Below are 16,891 nucleotides of genomic sequence, written 5' to 3'. Positions count from 1 at the left end.
CGGCGCGCGGGCGCAAAAGCCGAGCCCTAGCCGCCCGGCCCAGGCGCGCCGCCGGGGACCGGAAAGCCCGAGTCCAACAGTCCCAGGCAACGACCCGGGCACAGCGCCCCAACCCGGTCGCGCCCGCGACCGCGAGACCGCCGCCCCACCCCACCGCCGCAAGCGCCAGCGCCGGCAAGCCGGCGACGAGCACGCGCGGCTATGCTGCCTGCCTCCCCTTTCGCCGGCGACCGCCCATGCGCGAGCTGTACCCCGAGATCGAGCCTTACCGCACCCACCGCCTGGCCGTGGACGCGATCCACGAGCTGCATGTCGAGGAATGCGGCAATCCCGACGGCCTGCCGGTGCTGTTCCTGCACGGCGGCCCCGGCGCCGGCGTGTCGCCGTATCACCGCCGCTTCTTCGATCCGGCCCGCTACCGCATCGTGCTGTTCGACCAGCGCGGCGCCGGCAAGTCGACGCCGCACGCGGAGTTGCGCGACAACACCACCTGGGACCTGGTCGCCGACATCGAACGCATCCGCGCGCTGCTCGGGATCGAGCGCTGGGTGGTGTTCGGCGGCTCCTGGGGCTCGACCCTGGCGCTGGCCTACGCCCAGGCCCACCCGCAACCGGTGCGCGCGCTGGTGCTGCGCGGCATCTTCCTCGGCCGGCCGCCGGAGCTCCGCTGGTTCAACGAACTCGACGGCGGCGCGCGCTGGATCTTCCCGGAACGCTGGCAGCGCTACCTCGACTACATCCCCGAGGGGGAACGCGGGCAGATGGTCGAGGCCTACTGGCGGCGCCTGGACAGCGACGACCTGCAGGTGCGGCGCGAGGCGGCGATGGCGTGGAGCGATTGCGAAGGCGGCAGCACCACCTTGCTGCACGATCCCTTCGAGCCGGGCATCCACGGCGATACCGATTCGGCGGTCAACGTCGCCCGCGCCGAAGCGCACTACTTCCGCCACGACGTGTTCCTGGAGCCCGACCAGTTGCTGCGCGACATCGGCCGCATCCGCGAGATCCCGGCGACCATCGTGCACGGACGCTACGACATCATCTGTCCGGTCAAAAGCGCGGTCGATCTGGCCGCGGCCTGGCCGGAGGCGGAGCTGCGCATCGTCCTGGCCGGACACAGCGCGGCCGATCCGGCGATCGTGGACGCGCTGGTGACGGCGACCGACACGCTGGCGGAGCGGTTCGGGCCGCCGCGAAGCTAGGCCGACACCGCGTCCAGGACCGGCCACTGCGCCGCGCACGCCGGACAGCGGCCGCGGCCGAACAGGTGCGCGATCCAGGCCTGCAATTCAGCGTCGTCGTGACGCCGCGCGCCGTGCCATAACCACTCGCCGACCGAAGGCAGGCCGGCCGGATCGTCTGGATTGGCCGGTTCGGCCGGCGCGATCGGCGCGGCGCGCTCGTTGTGACCGTGGATCCACTCCTGGTCGGTGACGAAAAACCCGTACTCCCCGATCACGATCATCAGATCCGTCGCGCACGCCGGGCACTGCCCGTCGAGTTCGCCGCTCAACAGGCGATCGTACTGCTCCGCCCACGGCTCGCCGTCGAGCAACAACACCGCCTGCTGCAGGCAGACGATGTCCGCGCGCGACAGCGCCGGCGCCCGCAGCGAATCCGCGGCGAGCGAACGCAGCTCCGCGGCCAGCGCGGCATAGCGCGCGCGTTCGTCCGCGCCGGTTTGCGGCGAGGCGAGAATCGTCGCCGCAAGCGAAACCGGCATGACCCGCGCCGGCGGCGCCCATCCGCGCGCGGCGTCCAACAGCGCCGGCAGCGCCGGATAGCTCGCCGAATAGACCGTGCCCTGGTGGCAGATGCGCGACCACAGCTCGGTCCAGACCTCCGCTGCGGGGTCCGGGTCCAGCGCGGCCAACAGCGCCGGCACCGCGTCGGCGGGGCCGTAGGCGTCCTGCAACTTGCTCCATTCGATCATTCGGTCTCCTGTGCGCGGCCGACGCAGGGCCGCGGCCGGAACCGCACGATACGGAAAAAACCCCTCCGCGCCGATGCCCGGCGGCATCGCTCGCGATTGCCGGACGCACCGCCCCGCCCGCGCAAAAAAGAAACGGACCTGCCGACTCGACGTCGACAGGTCCGCCTTTTACGGAAACCGCGTCCCGGCCATGCGCTCACGCGTGCGGCGCGAGACCGGCCGTCGCCCGGCGGCGCGGCCGCGGCTGCCGACGGATCCGATCAGAACACGCAGCGTCCGCCGCCGACCGGGCAGGCCTTGACGAAGACCCACTTGTGATTGCTGCAGGTGTAGTAGTTGCGCCAGCTGCCCTGCACGATATTGGTCGTGGCGCCGTTCGGATTGCAGTACGCCCCGCCGATCTGCGCATTCGCCACGCCGACGCCGCCCACCAGACCCACCGCGAAAACCGCAGCCGCCACCTTCATCATCGTCCGCTTCATGAACCTCTCCTTTTCGTAAACATGATGCCGCTGGAATCGTTCGCCGGCCCGCGCATGCGCAACGATGCGCGCGCGCTCGCCGGGGCGGACAGCCAGCGATTCTGTCCGCCGTTGGGGGATCGGTGCTTCACGTGGGGGCGCAACGACAAGAGCCGGCGTATCGAAGCCGCGCGGCCCGTGATTCATGGATAACGGATTTCGCGCCTGCTGTCCGCAGATTCCCCGTCGATTTCGCGCTTTAAATGTGATCTCCAATCACATTTTTGGCGCAGAAAGCGCATCGCCCCAGCTCTCGGCCACAGCCGCTTGCAGCACGCGCGCGCATTCGCGATCTGCACCGGTTCGCACATCGCGCGAACGCGGCGCTCATGCGCCGCCATCGACCGCGGACGCTTGCGCCGAACCCACCCCACCTGGGTCCGGCGCGCGCAGGCAGGCGCCGATCACTGGTTCATGCACACCCAGCGCGTGCCGACCCAGCCGCATTTGCTGACGAGCTGCCAGCCGCTGCCGTCGCATTCGTACTTGTAGGCGACATCGCCCACCCATTCGGTCCTGACCGCGCCGGCATGCGCGCTGTCGCAAGTCGCCGTCGGAATCGCGTTCGCGCTTCCACCGATCACCGCTCCCATCGCAAACAACCCCATCGCGATGCCCTTGATCATCATGTTCATGGATCCAGTCTCCCTTGTTCTGAATGGACTACGGCGGCGTTGCCGGCTGCGTTGCGTTCGGCCTAGGCCTCTGTGATTGCTGTTGGCCACGCAACGCTAGTCGTTGGAAGCGTTACGCGCACGCTGCGAGGCACAAAAAATGCGTCGCATGCGAACGCGCTCGAACTTCGCGTGCGGCCAGAGCTTGCGCACGGCGTTGCAGCGGCTTGCTCGAAGGCCGCAGCGGGATCGCTTCGATGGGTTCGAGCGAACGCCCTCATCGGACGACAACGGCGCACCGGCGGCGAAGTCCGATCCGCATTCGACATGAAGACCGCGCGAGCGCTGCGCCGGATCGACTCCCTGCGCAGGCAATAGCCCATGCGCGATTCGAAAGCGACGCGAAGTCCGCGGCGGCAAGCGCGGGCATGCAAAGTTCAACGGCAGCACCACCGCCGGGCCAGCGCTCGCCAGTTGCGGCGAACGAAAACCGATCGGCCCGCAGCGCCACGCCCGATCGCTGCATTCGCGCGAGCAAGAACACGCGATGCGGGAACGCCCGGGGAACTCCGCGAGCCGAAGAAAACGCGAACCGAAGAAAACGCGGGACAAAGAAAAAGGGACCTGGCATCGCTGCCAAGTCCCTTCTCTTTATTGGTGGGCCGTCAAGGATTCGAACCTTGGACCTATTGATTAAGAGTCAACTGCTCTACCAACTGAGCTAACGGCCCGGTAAAACCGAGGAGCGAAATCTTACACAACAACTTCGCCCCGCACAACACTTTCGTTACAACAAATTCCGTCGCAACGAATTTTAGTGGGGTGGCTGAGGGGACTCGAACCCCCGACATCTGGAATCACAATCCAGTACTCTAACCAGCTGAGCTACAGCCACCACAGAAACACTTACCAGCCGCGCATTGTACCGCACGGCGCTTGCGAATTTGGCGCGCCCGGCAGGAATCGAACCTGCAACCACCGGCTTAGAAGGCCGGTGCTCTATCCGGTTGAGCTACGGGCGCCAGGAAAGTCGAATCTTAACTGACGGCCGGCCTGGACGATGGATGGTCGGGGCAGAGGGATTCGAACCCACGACATCCAGCTCCCAAAGCTGGCGCTCTACCAGGCTGAGCTATACCCCGGAACCGGGACTTCCGAAGCGCGCCAACGCCGCGAAAGGCCGCATAGTTTCGTCGCGGTTACCTGAACTGTCAATCCTGTCGCGCAATCCGTCCAGACCGCCGGTCCGCGCCCGGCGGTCGCACACTTGGAAACATCCTGCCGCGGCCGGCCGCAAGCGCCGGCGTGTATGCTTTCGCCGGTCAGAAATCATTCTCATCCGTCGGCGCGGCCGGCGGTACGCGACGAAAAAGGAGCTACACCGATGATGCGCAGCGGCAACCCCGCCCTCAAGGAATCCACCTTCCTCGACCTCGGCAGCGGCGCGGTCGTGACCGGCAACGGCCAGGCGATGACCCTGAACGGCACGGTCAACAAGACCGGCTTCCTGTTGCTGCTGACCGTGCTCACCGCCGCGTTCGCCTGGAACCAGATCGAGATCGGCCCGCGCGGCCAGGTCTCCGGCGCCGGCCTGTACCTGTGGGGCGGCCTGATCGGCGGCCTGATCATGAGCCTGGTGACCACCTTCAAGAAGGAATGGTCGCCGATCACCGCGCCGATGTACGCGCTGCTGGAAGGCTTCTTCCTCGGCGCGATCTCCTCGATCTTCGAAGCGCGCTTCCCGGGCATCGTGATCCAGGCGGTGATGCTGACCTTCGGCACCCTGTTCGCGCTGCTGGCGGCCTACCGCACCGGCCTGATCAAGGCGACCGAGAACTTCAAGCTCGGCGTGGTCGCGGCGACCGGCGGCATCGCCCTGGTCTACCTGGCCTCGATCGTGCTGCGCATGTTCAACATCGAGATCCCCTACATCCACCAGTCCGGCATCATCGGTATCGGCTTCAGCCTGTTCGTGGTGGTGATCGCGGCGCTGAACCTGGTGCTGGACTTCGACTTCATCGAGAACGGCGTCGAGCAAGGCGCGCCGAAGTACATGGAGTGGTACGGCGCGTTCGGCCTGATGGTCACCCTGGTGTGGCTGTACATCGAGTTCCTGCGCCTGCTGTCGAAGCTGCAGTCGCGCAACTGACGCCGCCGCGCGGTACTCGCGAAAGGGCGCCTTCGGGCGCCCTTTTCGTTTGCGCGGCGCTTGTTCGCGCGGCCTTGGTTTGCGCGGCTACAGCGGCAGTTCGTAGCTGCGCTTGACCACCTGGCTCGGCAGGTCGGTCTTGACGTTGGCGATGCCGTTGGCGCGGGTCAGGTGGGTGGTCTGGAAGCGGCGGTAGTCGTCGAGGTCGGCGACCACCACGCGCAACATCGCGTCGCATTCGCCGAGCACGATGTAGCACTCCATGACCTGGTCCAGCCGCTGCATCGCGGCGACGAAGCGATCGATGGTCTCCGCGTCCTGAGTCATCAGCCAGACCCGGGTGAACAAGGTCATCGACAGGCCGAGCCGGGCCGGGGCGAGCACGGCGACGTAGCGCTCGATCACCCCGGCCTCTTCCAGCAACCGGACCCGGCGCAGGCACGGCGAGGGCGACAGGCCGACCCGTTCGGCCAGCTCGGCATTGGCGATGCGGCCCTCGCGCTGGAGCACGCGCAGGATGCGGCGGTCGGTCTCGTCGAGGCGCATTGGAAGCTCCTGCGGCTATCGGCGTGGGTTCATGGCAGTTCCTGCCAATAATTCCGACAAACGCGCCATCCGCGCAACCCCATGCCGCCGCACCGGGCCGATCATGGCGGGCATGGACCTGCACACCGCCCTGCTCTTCTGCGCCACCGTGTTCCCGCTGATCTGCACGCCGGGGCCGGACATGCTGTTCGTCGCCTCGCAAAGCCTCGGCGGCGGCGCCGCGGCCGGGCTGCGCGCCACCGCCGGGGTCTGCGCCGGTTATCTGCTGCATTCGCTGCTGGCGGCGCTCGGGCTGGCGGCGTTGGTGGCGGCGTCGCCGCCGCTGTTCCAGGCGCTGCGCTGGATCGGCGTGGCCTATCTGGCGTGGCTGGCGTTCAAGCTGCTGCGTTCGGCGCTGCGGCGCGGCGCGCTCGACGCGCAGGCGGTCGAACGCGGCGGTCGGCGCGATGCGTTGCGCCGCGGCTTCCTGACCGCGGCGCTGAACCCCAAGGGGATGATGATCTACCTGGCGATCCTGCCGCAGTTCATGCGCGCCGATGCGCCGGCGGCGGCGCAGGCGGTCGCGTTGTCGGCCCTGTTCGTCGCCGGCTGCGCGCTGGTGTATGCGGCCTTGAGTCTGCTGCTGGGGCGCGGTGCGCGCGGCGGCTGCGCGACGACGCTCGGCGGTCGGCGGCGGCGCTGGATCGACGGCGTCGCCGGCGGGTTGATCGCGGCGGCGGCGGGGAAGCTGGCGTTGAGTTGAGTCGCCGCGGATGCGAGCGCGGCGACTGCAGGAGCGACGCGAGTCGCGACTGCGGCACCGCGCATGCGACGCAACCTCGCAACCCAGCGGTCGCGACTCGCGTCGCTCCTACAGTCGGCAACCCAACCACGCATCCACCATGAAAAACGGCGCCCTGGGGCGCCGTTTTCGCTTTCGCACCGCAAAGCCGTCAGTAACGCTCGTCCTCGTCGGACGCGTCGCGGCGGCCTTCCACGCCTTCCGGCGGCGGCGGCTGGTCGCCGACGGTCCACAGGCGTTCGAGCGCGTAGAACTCGCGCACGCGCGGCAGCATGACGTGCACGACCACGTCGCCGAGGTCGACCAGCACCCATTCGGCCTCGCGCTCGCCTTCCACGCCCAGCGGCATGACATCGAGGTTCTTGGCGAACTTGACGACTTCGTCGGCGATCGACTTGACGTGCCGGGTCGAGGTGCCGGAGGCGATCACCATGTAGTCGGTGACGCTGCTCTTGCCGCGCACGTCGATTTCCACGACATCCTTGGCCTTGAGTTCTTCCACCGCGGCATGGACCGTCTTGAGCAGCAGCTCGGTCGGCGGCGGCGGGTTCGGAAGCTGGGTCTTGATGACTTGGGCTTGGCTGGTCAAGAGGGTACGGCTCGTCGTTCGGAAGATATGTGCCGATTATACCCAAGGCCCCCGCGGCGGCGCGGCGGACCGCGCGCCGGGGCGTTCAGGCGGGCGTCGCGCCGCGGCCGGCGACGACGCCGTAGAGGCCGCATTCGCGGATGTAGGCGGCCACCGCCGGCGGCACGAATTCGTCCCAGGGCCGGCCGGCGGCGATGAATTCGCGCACCTGGCTGGCCGATTCGGCATGCAGCGGCTGCTTGAGCCGGTAGATGCGGCCGGCCGGGGCCTGGCGCAGGCCGGCCGGGTCGGCGGTCTCGCGACCGGGTGCGATGGCTTCGATCCGGGCCGCGTCGAGCGGGCTGCCCGGGCGCTCGGCGACGACGAAATGGGCCAGCCCGAACAGCGCCTGCCATTCACGCCATTTCGGCAAGTCGAGGAAGCTGTCGGCGCCGACCAGCAGCGCCAGCGGGCGCTCGGGACCGAACTCGGCACGCGCCTCGCGCAGAGTTTCGACGGTATAGGAGCGGCCTTCGCGCTGCAGTTCGCGCCGGTCCACGACCAGCCCGGTCTCGCGGGCCACGGCCAGGTCGAGCATGTGCGCGCGCTGGCGCGCGTCGGCGCCGGGCGCGGCGCGGTGCGGCGGGTCGGCGGCCGGCATCAGCCGCACCTGCGCGGCCAGCGCGTCGCGCGCGGCGCGGGCGACGGCGAGGTGGCCGTCGTGGATCGGGTCGAAGGTGCCGCCGTAGAAGACCGCCAGGCTCATCGCCGCCGCGCGCCGCTCAGTGCGCGGCGACCGCGAGCAGGCGCAGCGCGCGCGGCTCGGCCACCGCCAGCAGCAAGCGTTCCAGCGCGACCCAGGCGTCGCCGGCCTCGCGGCCCTTGGCCATGCGGTCCACGCGCCCGGCCTGGACCAGCAGCGCTTCCCAGCGGCGCGCGTCGTGGCGCTGCAGGGCGCGGCGGTACATCGGCTGTTTGGAGTCCCAGATGCGCTGGGCCTTGAATTCGGACGACAGGTTGCCGCCGCGCGCCGACACTCGCGCCAGCGCGGCGGTGCGCTGCAGTTCCATCACCACCATGCCGAGCAGCGCCGGCACCGCTTCGCCCTCGGCGCGCAGGCCGGCGAGCATGCGCGAGACCTGCGCGCCCTGCCCGTTCATGGCCGCGTCGAGCACCCGGAACACGTCGAAGCGCGCCGCGTCGGCGACCAGCGCCTGCATGCGCTCGACGGTCAGCGTTTCGCCGTCGGACAGCAGCGCCAGCTTGTCGACTTCCTGCGCGGCCGCGAGCAGGTTGCCCTCGACCCGGTCGGCCAGGCTCTGCACCGCGTCGCGGTCGGCGCGCAGGCCGCGCTGGCGCAGGCGGCGCTCGATCCATTCGGGCAGTTCGTGCGGTTTGATCGCCCAGGCCACGGACAGGTGGCCGATGCGGCCGACCGCCTCGCTCCACTTGCCGCCGTGCTGCTTGCTCCATTCGCCGGCGGTGATCAGCAGGCTCGCGTCGTGCGGCGGATCGGCGCAGAAGTCGGCGATGACCTCGGCGCCCTCCTTGCCCGGCTTGCCGCTGGGCAGGCGCAGTTCCAGCAGGCGTCGGCTGGCGAACAGGCTCGGCGCGCGGAAGCTCGCCGACAGCACGTTCCAGTCGGGCTCGCGCTGGTTGCCTTCGGCTTCGAACACTTCGCGCTCGCCGATGCCCTGGGCGCGCGCGGCGGCGCGCACGGCGTCGGCGGCTTCGAGCACGCGCAGCGGCTCGGGGCCGGCGATCAGGTAGGCCGGGCGCAGCGGTTCCTGGTCGAGTTGGGCGACCAGGCGTTCGGGGGTGAGTTCCATGACGGCGGCCTCGCGCGTCGGGCGCAGCGCGGCGGGCGGCTCAGCGCCGCTCGACGACCGCGCCGCGCTCGGTGACCGCGCCGATCCGGCGCAGCACCGCCGAGCTCATCTCGCGGCGCATTTCGCGCATCAGGATCTCGCGCTCGCCCTCGGTGCCGATCGCGTTGGTCGGGTTCGAGACGTAGTCGCGCGACAGCTCGATGCTCTGGCGCGGCACCAGCGGCTTGCCGTCGGACTTGCGCAGTTCGAACACCACCGCGTAGCGCAGGCTGTATTCCTGCACGCGGCCGAGTTCGTCGAGCGCGGCCGGGGTGTCGCCCCAGCGTTCCGACATCAGGTCCAGCACCGCCACCTCGGTCGAGCCGTCCTGGGCCGGCACCGCGCCGGCGCGGGTCAGGGCCTGGGCCAGCGATTCGGCCAGCGGGCTGTAGCGGTCCACCGAGACCACCCGCACCGGGCCGAGGTCCGGCGGCAGGGTCAGGGCCTGGCGCAACTGGAAGCCGCAGGCCGACAGGGCCAGCACGAGAGCCGCAAGCGACGTGCGGGCGAAAAGGGAGCGAGGCGTCATGGGACGAAGTCTGGACGAGGCGGCCGTGGGCAGCAATAGCGAAGGCTGAACCGTGCGACGCGGTGCGCGCGGACGCGCCGCGGGCGGTCCGGCGCCGCCGCGGCGGCGGCGCCGGCGCGCGGGCTCAACCGGCGACGATGTTGACGATCTTGCCCGGCACCACGATGACCTTGCGCACGCTCAGGCCTTCCAGGTACTTGGCCGCGTTCGGTTCGGCCAGCGCCAGCGCTTCGATCTCTTCCTTCGGCGCGCCGACCGCGACCTCGATGGTGCCGCGCAGCTTGCCGTTGACCTGCACCGCCAGGGTCGCGCTGTCGCGGGTCAGCGCGGCCGGGTCGGCCTGCGGGAAGGCGATGTCCTCCAGCAGGGTCTCGGCGTGGCCCAGCGTCTGCCACAGCGCGTGGCTGGTGTGCGGGGTGATCGGGTTCAGCAGCAGCACGATCGCCTCCAGCGCCTCCTGGCGCAGGGCGCGGCCGTTGCCGCTGGCGTCGTCGAACTTGTACAGGTGGTTGAGCAGTTCCATCACCGCGGCGATCGCGGTGTTGAAGCTGTGGCGGCGGCCGTAGTCGCTGCCGACCTTCTGCACGGTCTCGTGGACCTGGCGGCGCAGGGTCTTGTGCGCCGGGGTCAGCGCGGCCGCGTCGAGCGCCGGCGCGGGGCCGGCGTCGGCGTGGCGCTGCACCGCGGTCCACAGCCGGCGCATGAACCGCGCCATGCCTTCCACGCCGGCCTCGTTCCACTCCAGCGACTGGTCCGGCGGCGCGGCGAACATCGAGAACAGGCGCACGGTGTCGGCGCCGAACTTGTCGACCATCAGCTTGGGATCGACGCCGTTGTTCTTCGACTTGGCCATCTTCTCGATGCCGCCGATCTCCACCGGCAGGCCGTCGGCCTTGAGCGTCGCGCCGACGATGCGGCCGCGCTCGTCGCGCTGGACTTCGACGTCGGCCGGATTGATCCAGTCGGGCCGGCCGTCCGGCCGCGGGCGATAGTAGGTTTCCGCGATCACCATGCCCTGGGTCAGCAGGTTCACCGCCGGCTCGTCGCTGTCGACCAGGCCCTGGTCGCGCATGAGCTTGTGATAGAAGCGGAAGTACATCAGGTGCAGGATCGCGTGCTCGATGCCGCCGATGTACTGGTCCACCGGGGTCCAGTACTTGGCGCGCGCGTCGACCTGCTCGGCCGCGCCGGGCGAGGTGTAGCGCGCGTAGTACCAGCTCGACTCCATGAAGGTGTCGAAGGTGTCGGTCTCGCGCTCGGCCGCGCCGCCGCAGTTCGGGCAGGCGGTCTTGCGCCAGTTCGGGTCGGCCTTGATCGGCGAGGTGACGGCGCCGGCTTTGGCGAACGCGTCCTCGACGTCCTCGGGCAGCACCACCGGCAGTTGGTCTTCCGGCACCGGCACGTCGCCGCAGCTCGGGCACAGGATCACCGGGATGGGGCAGCCCCAATAGCGCTGGCGGCTCACGCCCCAGTCGCGCAGGCGGTAGTTGACCCGGCGGTTGCCGCGGCCTTCGGCTTCGAAACGCGCGGCCAGCGCGTCGAGCGCCTGCTGGAAGTCCATGCCGTCGTACTCGCCGGAATTCACCAGCCAGCCGCGTTCGTTCCACGGGCCCTGCTCGGCGATGCCGCGCTGGAATTCCTCGACCACCTGCACCGCCGCGCCGGTGTCGTACACGTCCAGCGCCGGCGCGCCGCCCAGCGCGCTGGTCATCGGGTCGGCGTGCGCGGACAGGTCGCGGCCGATCTCGGCCAGCGCGTCGCGCACCGCGTCGGGCACGATCACGGTCTTGATCGGCAAGTGATAGCGCTGGGCGAATTCCCAGTCGCGCTGATCGTGGCCGGGCACGGCCATGACCGCGCCGGTGCCGTAGTTCATCAGCACGAAGTTGGCCACGTACACCGGCACCTGTTCGCCGGTGACCGGATGCACCGCGCGCAGGCCGGTGTCGCGGCCGCGCTTTTCCTGGGTTTCCAGCTCGGCCTCGGACACGCCGCCCTGGCGCAGTTCGGCGATGAAGGCGGCCAGGTCCGGATCGGTCTGCGCGGCGTGCGCGGCCAGCGGATGCTCGGCGGCGACCGACACGTAGGTCACGCCCATCAGGGTGTCCGGGCGGGTGGTGAACACCACCAGATTGTCGAGCGCGGCATCGACCGGGCGGCCGTCGGCTTCGACCACGTCGAAGCGGATCTCCAGGCCTTCGCTGCGGCCGATCCAGTTGCGCTGCATGGTCTTGACCGCATCCGGCCAGCCCGGCAGCGCGTCCAGGCCGTCGAGCAGTTGCTGGGCGTAGTCGGTGATCTTGAGGAACCACTGCGGGATTTCGCGCTTTTCCACCAGCGCGCCGGTGCGCCAGCCGCGGCCGTCGACGACCTGCTCGTTGGCCAGCACGGTCTGGTCGACCGGGTCCCAGTTCACCACCGAGTTCTTGCGGTAGGCCAGGCCCTGCTTCATCAGCCGCACGAACATGCGCTGCTCGTGCACGTAGTAGTCCGGCGTGCAGGTGGCGAATTCGCGCGACCAGTCGATGGCGTAGCCCATGGTCTTGAGCTGCGCCTTCATGTGGGCGATGTTGGCGTAGGTCCACTTGGCCGGCGCGGTCTTGTTCTTGATCGCGGCGTTCTCGGCCGGCAGGCCGAACGCGTCCCAGCCCATCGGCTGCAGCACGTTGAAGCCGGTCATGCGCTTGTAGCGGCTGATCACGTCGCCGATGGTGTAGTTGCGCACGTGGCCCATGTGCAGCGCGCCGGACGGGTACGGCAGCATCGACAGGCAGTAGTACTTGGGCTTGGCCGAGTTCTCGTCGACCTCGAACGCGCGGGTCTGGTCCCAGTAACGCTGGGCGGCGGCCTCGAGGGCGGCCGGCTCGAAGGGCCTGGAGTCGTTCTGGGGGTCGTGCGGGGCGGGGGCGGCGGCGTCGGACACAGGCGTGGCGGTGGCGATGGGGCAGGACCGGCAAGCCTACCGCAGCGCACAAAAGCCCGCCACGCATGGCGCCGTCCGCGGCCCGCCGCGGGATGGCCGGCAGCGGCGGCGCGACCGCCGGCGCGCGGTTTGCGCGGCGGCCCCGCCCGGGTATGGGAAGATGAGCCGGTCGGACCGCCCCCCGAGCCCGCCTTGGCCCAGCCCTCGCCGCCCGCGTCCCCCACCCCACCGCCGCCGTCGCGGCTGGCCTCGCGCTATCGCGCGTACCGGCTGCCGGCGTTCGTGCTGGCGGCGGCGCTGCTGGCCGCGGTCGGCGTGGCGACCGTGGCCGGCCTGCGCAGCTTCGCCAACAGCGCCGAGTGGGTCGAACACTCCTACCAGGTCATCGCCGAGATCGAATCGACCCTGGCCGCGACCCGCACGGTCGAATCCAGCGCGCGCGGCTACCGCCTGACCGATCGCCCGGCCCTGCACGCCGAGTACCTGGCCAGCATCCCCGCGGCGCTGAACCATTCCTCCGAACTGATCGCGCTGACCCGCGATAATCCGCGCCAACACCGCCTGGCCCGCGACGTCGAGCGGCGCGTGCGCATGCGTCTGGCCGAGATCGACCGGCTGCTGGAAATGCACATGCGCGACCCGCAGCAGGCCCGGCTCAGCAGCCAGACCAGCCACGGCGCCGAGCAGATGCGCGCGCTGACCGCGGTCGCCGACGCCATGCGCGAATACGAGCGCGCCCTGCTCAGCGCGCGCGACGCGCGCACCGAGCGCAATGCGACCCTGCTGACCGCGCTGGTGATCGGCGGCCTGCTGCTGGCGCTGGGCCTGCTGGCGCTGCTGATGCTGAACCTGTGGCAGGAGAACAAGCGCAGCCGCGCGCTGGAACGCGAAAGCCGGCAGGCGCTGGCCGAACTGGAAGCCTCCGCCGCCGAACGCCAGCGCCTGACCGAGCGCCATCGCAGCCTGAGCCACTACGCCGGCCTGCTGCAGAGCTGCCAGACCCTGCAGGAAGCGATGGACATGACCGCCCACGTCATCGCCGACCTGATCCCGGAATTCGGCGGGCGCTGCTACATCCTGCGCGCCTCGCAGAACCTGGCCGAGACCGCCGCGCGCTTCGGCCGCGAAGCCATCGCCAGCGCCGACCTGCTGCATCCCGACGATTGCTGGGCGCTGCGCCGCGGCCGCACCCACCGCAGCCAGGCCCACGACGGCGGCGTGCGCTGCGCCCACCTCGCCCGCGCCGAAGCCGGCGCCGACAGCGGCGGCGATCCGCGCTGGAGCCTGTGCGTGCCGCTGATGGCGCAGAACACCTCGCTCGGCCTGCTGTGCCTGAGCGGCGAGCGCCCGCCGCGCGAGGCCGACCTGGCGCTGATCCAGTCCATCGCCGAACAGCTCAGCCTGGCCGTGGTCAACCTGCAACTGCGCGAGACCCTGCGCGTGCAGTCGCTGCGCGATCCGCTGACCGGGCTGTTCAACCGCCGCTATCTGGAAGAGAACCTGCAGCGCGAACTGCTGCGCTGCCAGCGGCGCAAGCTGCCGCTGTCGGTGCTGATGCTCGACGTCGACCACTTCAAGCGCTTCAACGACACCCACGGCCATGCCGCCGGCGACGCGCTGCTGGCGCGGGTCGGGCAGCTGATGCAGGAACTGGTGCGCAACGAGGACATCGCCTGCCGCTACGGCGGCGAGGAATTCACCATCGTCCTGCCCGAGGCCGACGCCGCCGCGGCGATGCAGCGCGCCGAGCAGATCCGCGCGGCGATCGCGGCGACCACGATCGTCCACCTGCGCCAGACCTTCGGCCCGGCGACCTGCTCGATCGGCCTGGCCACCTCCGTCGGCGACCGCGACACGCCGCAGCAGTTGCTGCAGGCCGCCGATGCGGCGCTGTACCGGGCCAAGGCCGAAGGCCGCGACCGGGTCGTCGACGCCAACACGCCGGCCGCCGCCGACGCCTGAAACCGGCGGTGCGCGGGCGCGGGACGGGATACCACCGCGCCCCGTTCGGCCGCTGCCGCCGCGCTGCGCGACGAACGCGTCGCGACGCAAGCTTCTCTCTCCTGCGACGACCCGGGGCGGCGAACCGCCCCGGGCCGCGCTGGCGCGCCGTAGCGCGCCGGGTCAGACGCAGACGCGGGCGACCGGCTTGCCGTCCTTGTCGTACAGCAGCTTCTCGGTCTTGCCGATCGGGCACGGCACCGGCAGTGGCTTGAAGATCTGGGCGCTGGCGTGAGTGGCGAAGGCCAGCAGGCCGGCGACGGCCAGGGCCGCGAGGAAACGCGATTTGCTCATGGGTGGTTCGACTCGCTGGGCGAACCGGAAATCGACTGGCGATGACGTCGGAAGCCCCGGTCCGTATGGCTTCCCGCCGGCGCCCACCTTGCGCAAGCGCTGCCGCGCTGGCAAGTGCGGTCGCTCAGGGCCTGGCGGTTTTTTGGCCAAACCCGTTAAAGAATCGTAACCGCGCGGCCCCATCGCAACGACTCACGCGACGGATGCGCCGACCCTACGCCAGCGTGCGGCGGCGATGCGCTCAGCCGGCCTGCGGCGCTGGCGACGACACGCTCGTCGATGCGCAGGTCCACTGCAGCGAACCGTCGGCCTGCGGCACGGCGACGAGGTTTTCGCCGGTTCGGCAGATCACCGGCGTGTACTTGGCCTGCTTGCCGCGGTCGGTGCCGCTGTTGCCCTCGCCGGCCCAGGCCGCGCCGCAGGCCGCCAGCGCCAGCAGCGCGAGCGCCGCCATGGTCGTGTCGCGCATCGTCGTTCGCTCCTTCGATCGCCGCGCGAGCCGCGGCGCTGCGTCCAGCCTGCGCGTTCGCCGCGACCGCGGCAAGTGCGCGCGCGGCGTCGCCGCGCGGGCCGTCGCGTCGCCGGATCGGCGCCGGATCGACGCCGCTGCGAGCGATGGCCTAGCCCGTTCGTCACGTTGACCTTCGGCCCGCGCGGCTTGCATGCTGGCCCGGCCCGGCGGCCGCGCGGGGGGGAATCGCGACGCGGCGCCGCGCACTCGAAAGTTCTGCGTTTCCCATTCGCGCGACGCGGCACGGACGGCGCCTCGCGGCCGCGGGCCTGCGCCCGCCACACGCCTCGCCCGCCCAAGACGGAACCGACCCGACCATGATCCGACCGCACGCCGCCGCACCGCTCGCCCTCGCCGTCCTGTCCTGCCTGTTCGCCGCCGCCGCGCAGGCCGCGCCGACACCGGCCGAACCCACCGCGCTGCGCTGCGGCAAGCTGTTCGACGCGCGCAGCGGCAAGCTGCTCGGCGCCCACACCATCACCGTGCGCGACGGCAAGATCGCGCAGGTGCAGGCCGGCCTCAACGACGTCGCCGGCGCGCGCGCGGTCGATCTGTCGCAGCACACCTGCACCCCGGGCTGGACCGACCTGCACGTGCACCTGGGCGGCCAGTCCAGCGCGCAGAGCTATTCCGAAGGCTTCCGCCTCGACCCGGTCGACTTCGCCTTCCGCGCGGTCGGCTACGCCAACAAGACCCTGATGGCCGGCTTCACCAGCGTGCGCGACCTCGGCGGCGAAGTCAGCCCACACCTGCGCGACGCGATCAACCAGGGCCTGGTCAGCGGCCCGCGCATCTGGGCGGCGGGCAAGTCCATCGCCACCACCGGCGGCCACGCCGATCCCACCAACGGCATGAACGATGCGCTGTCGCACCTGATCGGCCCGCCCGGCCCGACCGAAGGCGTGATCAATTCCATCGACGACGCCCGCCAGGCGGTGCGCCAGCGCTACAAGGAAGGCAGCGACGTCATCAAGATCACCGCCACCGGCGGCGTGCTGTCGTACGCCAAGTCCGGCGACGCGCCGCAGTTCACCGTGGACGAAGTGAAAGCCATCGTCGACACCGCTAAGGACTACGGTTACCGCGTCGCCGCGCACGCGCACGGCGAGGAAGGCATGAAGCGCGCGGTGCTCGGCGGCGTCACCAGCATCGAGCACGGCACCTACATGAGCCCGGAAGTGATGTCGCTGATGAAGCAGCGCGGGACTTGGTACGTGCCGACCGTCTACGCCGGCCGCTTCGTCGCCGACAAGGCCAAGATCGACGGCTACTTTCCCGACGTGGTCCGGCCGAAGGCGGCGCGGATCGGCGCGATGATCCAGCAGACCGCGGCCAGCGCGTACAAGAACGGGGTCAAGATCGCGTTCGGCACCGACATGGGCGTGGGCCCGCACGGCGACAACGCGCGCGAGTTCGTCTACATGGTCGAAGCCGGCATTCCGGCGGCGGTGGCGCTGCAGGCGGCGACGATCCGCGCGGCCGAAGTGCTCGGCGTCGAGGATCAGGGCACGATCGAGACCGGCAAGCGCGCCGACATCGTCGCGGTCAAGGGCGATCCGATCGCCGACATCAACGCGGTGCTGGACGTGGCGTTCGTGATGAAGGACGGCACGGTGTACAAGCAGGCGCTGTAAGCGCGGCGGGGCGTGTCGA

The 16,891-nt window shown here is 70.3% G+C and carries 16 protein-coding genes and 4 tRNA genes; 5 read left to right on the top strand and 15 right to left on the bottom strand.

Annotated elements, in window-relative coordinates; translation table 11 throughout:
- Positions 1-236: 236 nt before the first annotated feature.
- A complete protein-coding gene (pip, locus tag JHW41_RS08695; RefSeq protein WP_250449649.1) occupies positions 237-1,202 on the top strand; it encodes a prolyl aminopeptidase in 966 nt (321 codons plus the stop codon).
- Here pip and JHW41_RS08690 read toward each other — a convergent pair.
- From JHW41_RS08690 to JHW41_RS08660, 7 genes are all read right to left on the bottom strand, one after another.
- Positions 1,199-1,933, bottom strand: a complete 735-nt coding sequence (locus JHW41_RS08690) for a hypothetical protein (protein WP_250449648.1) — start codon at positions 1,931-1,933, stop codon at positions 1,199-1,201. The two genes, pip and JHW41_RS08690, sit on opposite strands and share 4 nt — an antisense overlap.
- 260 nt (positions 1,934-2,193) lie before the next feature.
- On the bottom strand, positions 2,194-2,415 hold the full coding sequence (locus JHW41_RS08685) for a hypothetical protein (protein ID WP_057948286.1): 222 nt from the start codon (positions 2,413-2,415) through the stop codon (positions 2,194-2,196).
- 443 nt (positions 2,416-2,858) lie between these two features.
- Entirely contained in the window at positions 2,859-3,089 is a 231-nt protein-coding gene (locus JHW41_RS08680) for a hypothetical protein (protein WP_250449647.1), read from the bottom strand.
- A gap of 634 nt (positions 3,090-3,723) precedes the next feature.
- Positions 3,724-3,799 (bottom strand) — tRNA-Lys (locus JHW41_RS08675).
- Positions 3,800-3,886: 87 nt separating this feature from the next.
- Positions 3,887-3,963, bottom strand: a tRNA-His gene (locus tag JHW41_RS08670).
- Between the two features lie 50 nt (positions 3,964-4,013).
- Positions 4,014-4,090 (bottom strand) — tRNA-Arg (locus JHW41_RS08665).
- 43 nt (positions 4,091-4,133) lie between these two features.
- Positions 4,134-4,210 (bottom strand) — tRNA-Pro (locus tag JHW41_RS08660).
- A 245-nt stretch (positions 4,211-4,455) separates the two neighbouring features.
- Here JHW41_RS08660 and JHW41_RS08655 point away from each other — a divergent pair.
- The gene (locus JHW41_RS08655; protein WP_091794726.1) at positions 4,456-5,217 is read left to right on the top strand and encodes a Bax inhibitor-1/YccA family protein; all 762 of its coding nucleotides are present in this window, start codon (positions 4,456-4,458) and stop codon (positions 5,215-5,217) included.
- Between the two features lie 87 nt (positions 5,218-5,304).
- Here JHW41_RS08655 and JHW41_RS08650 read toward each other — a convergent pair whose 3' ends face one another.
- On the bottom strand, positions 5,305-5,763 hold the full coding sequence (locus JHW41_RS08650) for an Lrp/AsnC family transcriptional regulator (RefSeq protein WP_250449646.1): 459 nt from the start codon (positions 5,761-5,763) through the stop codon (positions 5,305-5,307).
- A 112-nt stretch (positions 5,764-5,875) separates the two neighbouring features.
- Here JHW41_RS08650 and JHW41_RS08645 point away from each other — a divergent pair, with 112 nt between their 5' ends.
- A complete protein-coding gene (locus JHW41_RS08645) occupies positions 5,876-6,505 on the top strand; it encodes a LysE family translocator (RefSeq protein ID WP_250449645.1) in 630 nt (209 codons plus the stop codon).
- A gap of 190 nt (positions 6,506-6,695) precedes the next feature.
- Here JHW41_RS08645 and rsfS read toward each other — a convergent pair whose 3' ends face one another.
- From rsfS to leuS, 5 genes are all read right to left on the bottom strand, one after another.
- Positions 6,696-7,133: a ribosome silencing factor gene (rsfS, locus tag JHW41_RS08640; protein WP_057948290.1), complete on the bottom strand. Its 438-nt coding sequence runs from the start codon at positions 7,131-7,133 to the stop codon at positions 6,696-6,698.
- Between the two features lie 85 nt (positions 7,134-7,218).
- Positions 7,219-7,878, bottom strand: coding sequence for a nicotinate-nucleotide adenylyltransferase (gene nadD, locus JHW41_RS08635; RefSeq protein WP_250449644.1), 660 nt, complete (start codon positions 7,876-7,878; stop codon positions 7,219-7,221).
- A 16-nt stretch (positions 7,879-7,894) separates the two neighbouring features.
- On the bottom strand, positions 7,895-8,941 hold the full coding sequence (holA, locus tag JHW41_RS08630) for a DNA polymerase III subunit delta (protein WP_250449643.1): 1,047 nt from the start codon (positions 8,939-8,941) through the stop codon (positions 7,895-7,897).
- 40 nt (positions 8,942-8,981) lie between these two features.
- Positions 8,982-9,464, bottom strand: a complete 483-nt coding sequence (lptE, locus tag JHW41_RS08625) for an LPS assembly lipoprotein LptE (RefSeq protein WP_231736133.1) — start codon at positions 9,462-9,464, stop codon at positions 8,982-8,984.
- 169 nt (positions 9,465-9,633) lie between these two features.
- The gene (gene leuS / locus JHW41_RS08620) at positions 9,634-12,432 is read right to left on the bottom strand and encodes a leucine--tRNA ligase (RefSeq protein ID WP_250449642.1); all 2,799 of its coding nucleotides are present in this window, start codon (positions 12,430-12,432) and stop codon (positions 9,634-9,636) included.
- Between the two features lie 192 nt (positions 12,433-12,624).
- Between leuS and JHW41_RS08615 the strand changes: the two genes are divergently transcribed.
- A complete protein-coding gene (locus tag JHW41_RS08615) occupies positions 12,625-14,394 on the top strand; it encodes a sensor domain-containing diguanylate cyclase (RefSeq protein ID WP_250449641.1) in 1,770 nt (589 codons plus the stop codon).
- A gap of 162 nt (positions 14,395-14,556) precedes the next feature.
- On the opposite strand, the gene JHW41_RS08610 is transcribed toward JHW41_RS08615, so the two are convergent.
- Positions 14,557-14,727 (bottom strand): hypothetical protein, encoded by a 171-nt coding sequence (locus tag JHW41_RS08610; protein ID WP_157490406.1) that lies wholly within the window; start codon positions 14,725-14,727, stop codon positions 14,557-14,559.
- 241 nt (positions 14,728-14,968) lie between these two features.
- The gene (locus JHW41_RS08605) at positions 14,969-15,196 is read right to left on the bottom strand and encodes a hypothetical protein (protein WP_057948296.1); all 228 of its coding nucleotides are present in this window, start codon (positions 15,194-15,196) and stop codon (positions 14,969-14,971) included.
- 359 nt (positions 15,197-15,555) lie between these two features.
- Between JHW41_RS08605 and JHW41_RS08600 the strand changes: the two genes are divergently transcribed.
- Positions 15,556-16,872 carry a metal-dependent hydrolase family protein gene (locus JHW41_RS08600; protein ID WP_057948297.1) on the top strand — a complete coding sequence of 439 codons (1,317 nt, stop codon included), beginning with the start codon at positions 15,556-15,558 and terminating at the stop codon, positions 16,870-16,872.
- Positions 16,873-16,891: the final 19 nt, after the last annotated feature.

The organism is Lysobacter enzymogenes (genome assembly GCF_023617245.1).
In the GTDB taxonomy this organism is placed as follows: domain Bacteria; phylum Pseudomonadota; class Gammaproteobacteria; order Xanthomonadales; family Xanthomonadaceae; genus Lysobacter; species Lysobacter yananisis.
This window is presented reverse-complemented; position numbering and strand designations above follow the sequence as displayed.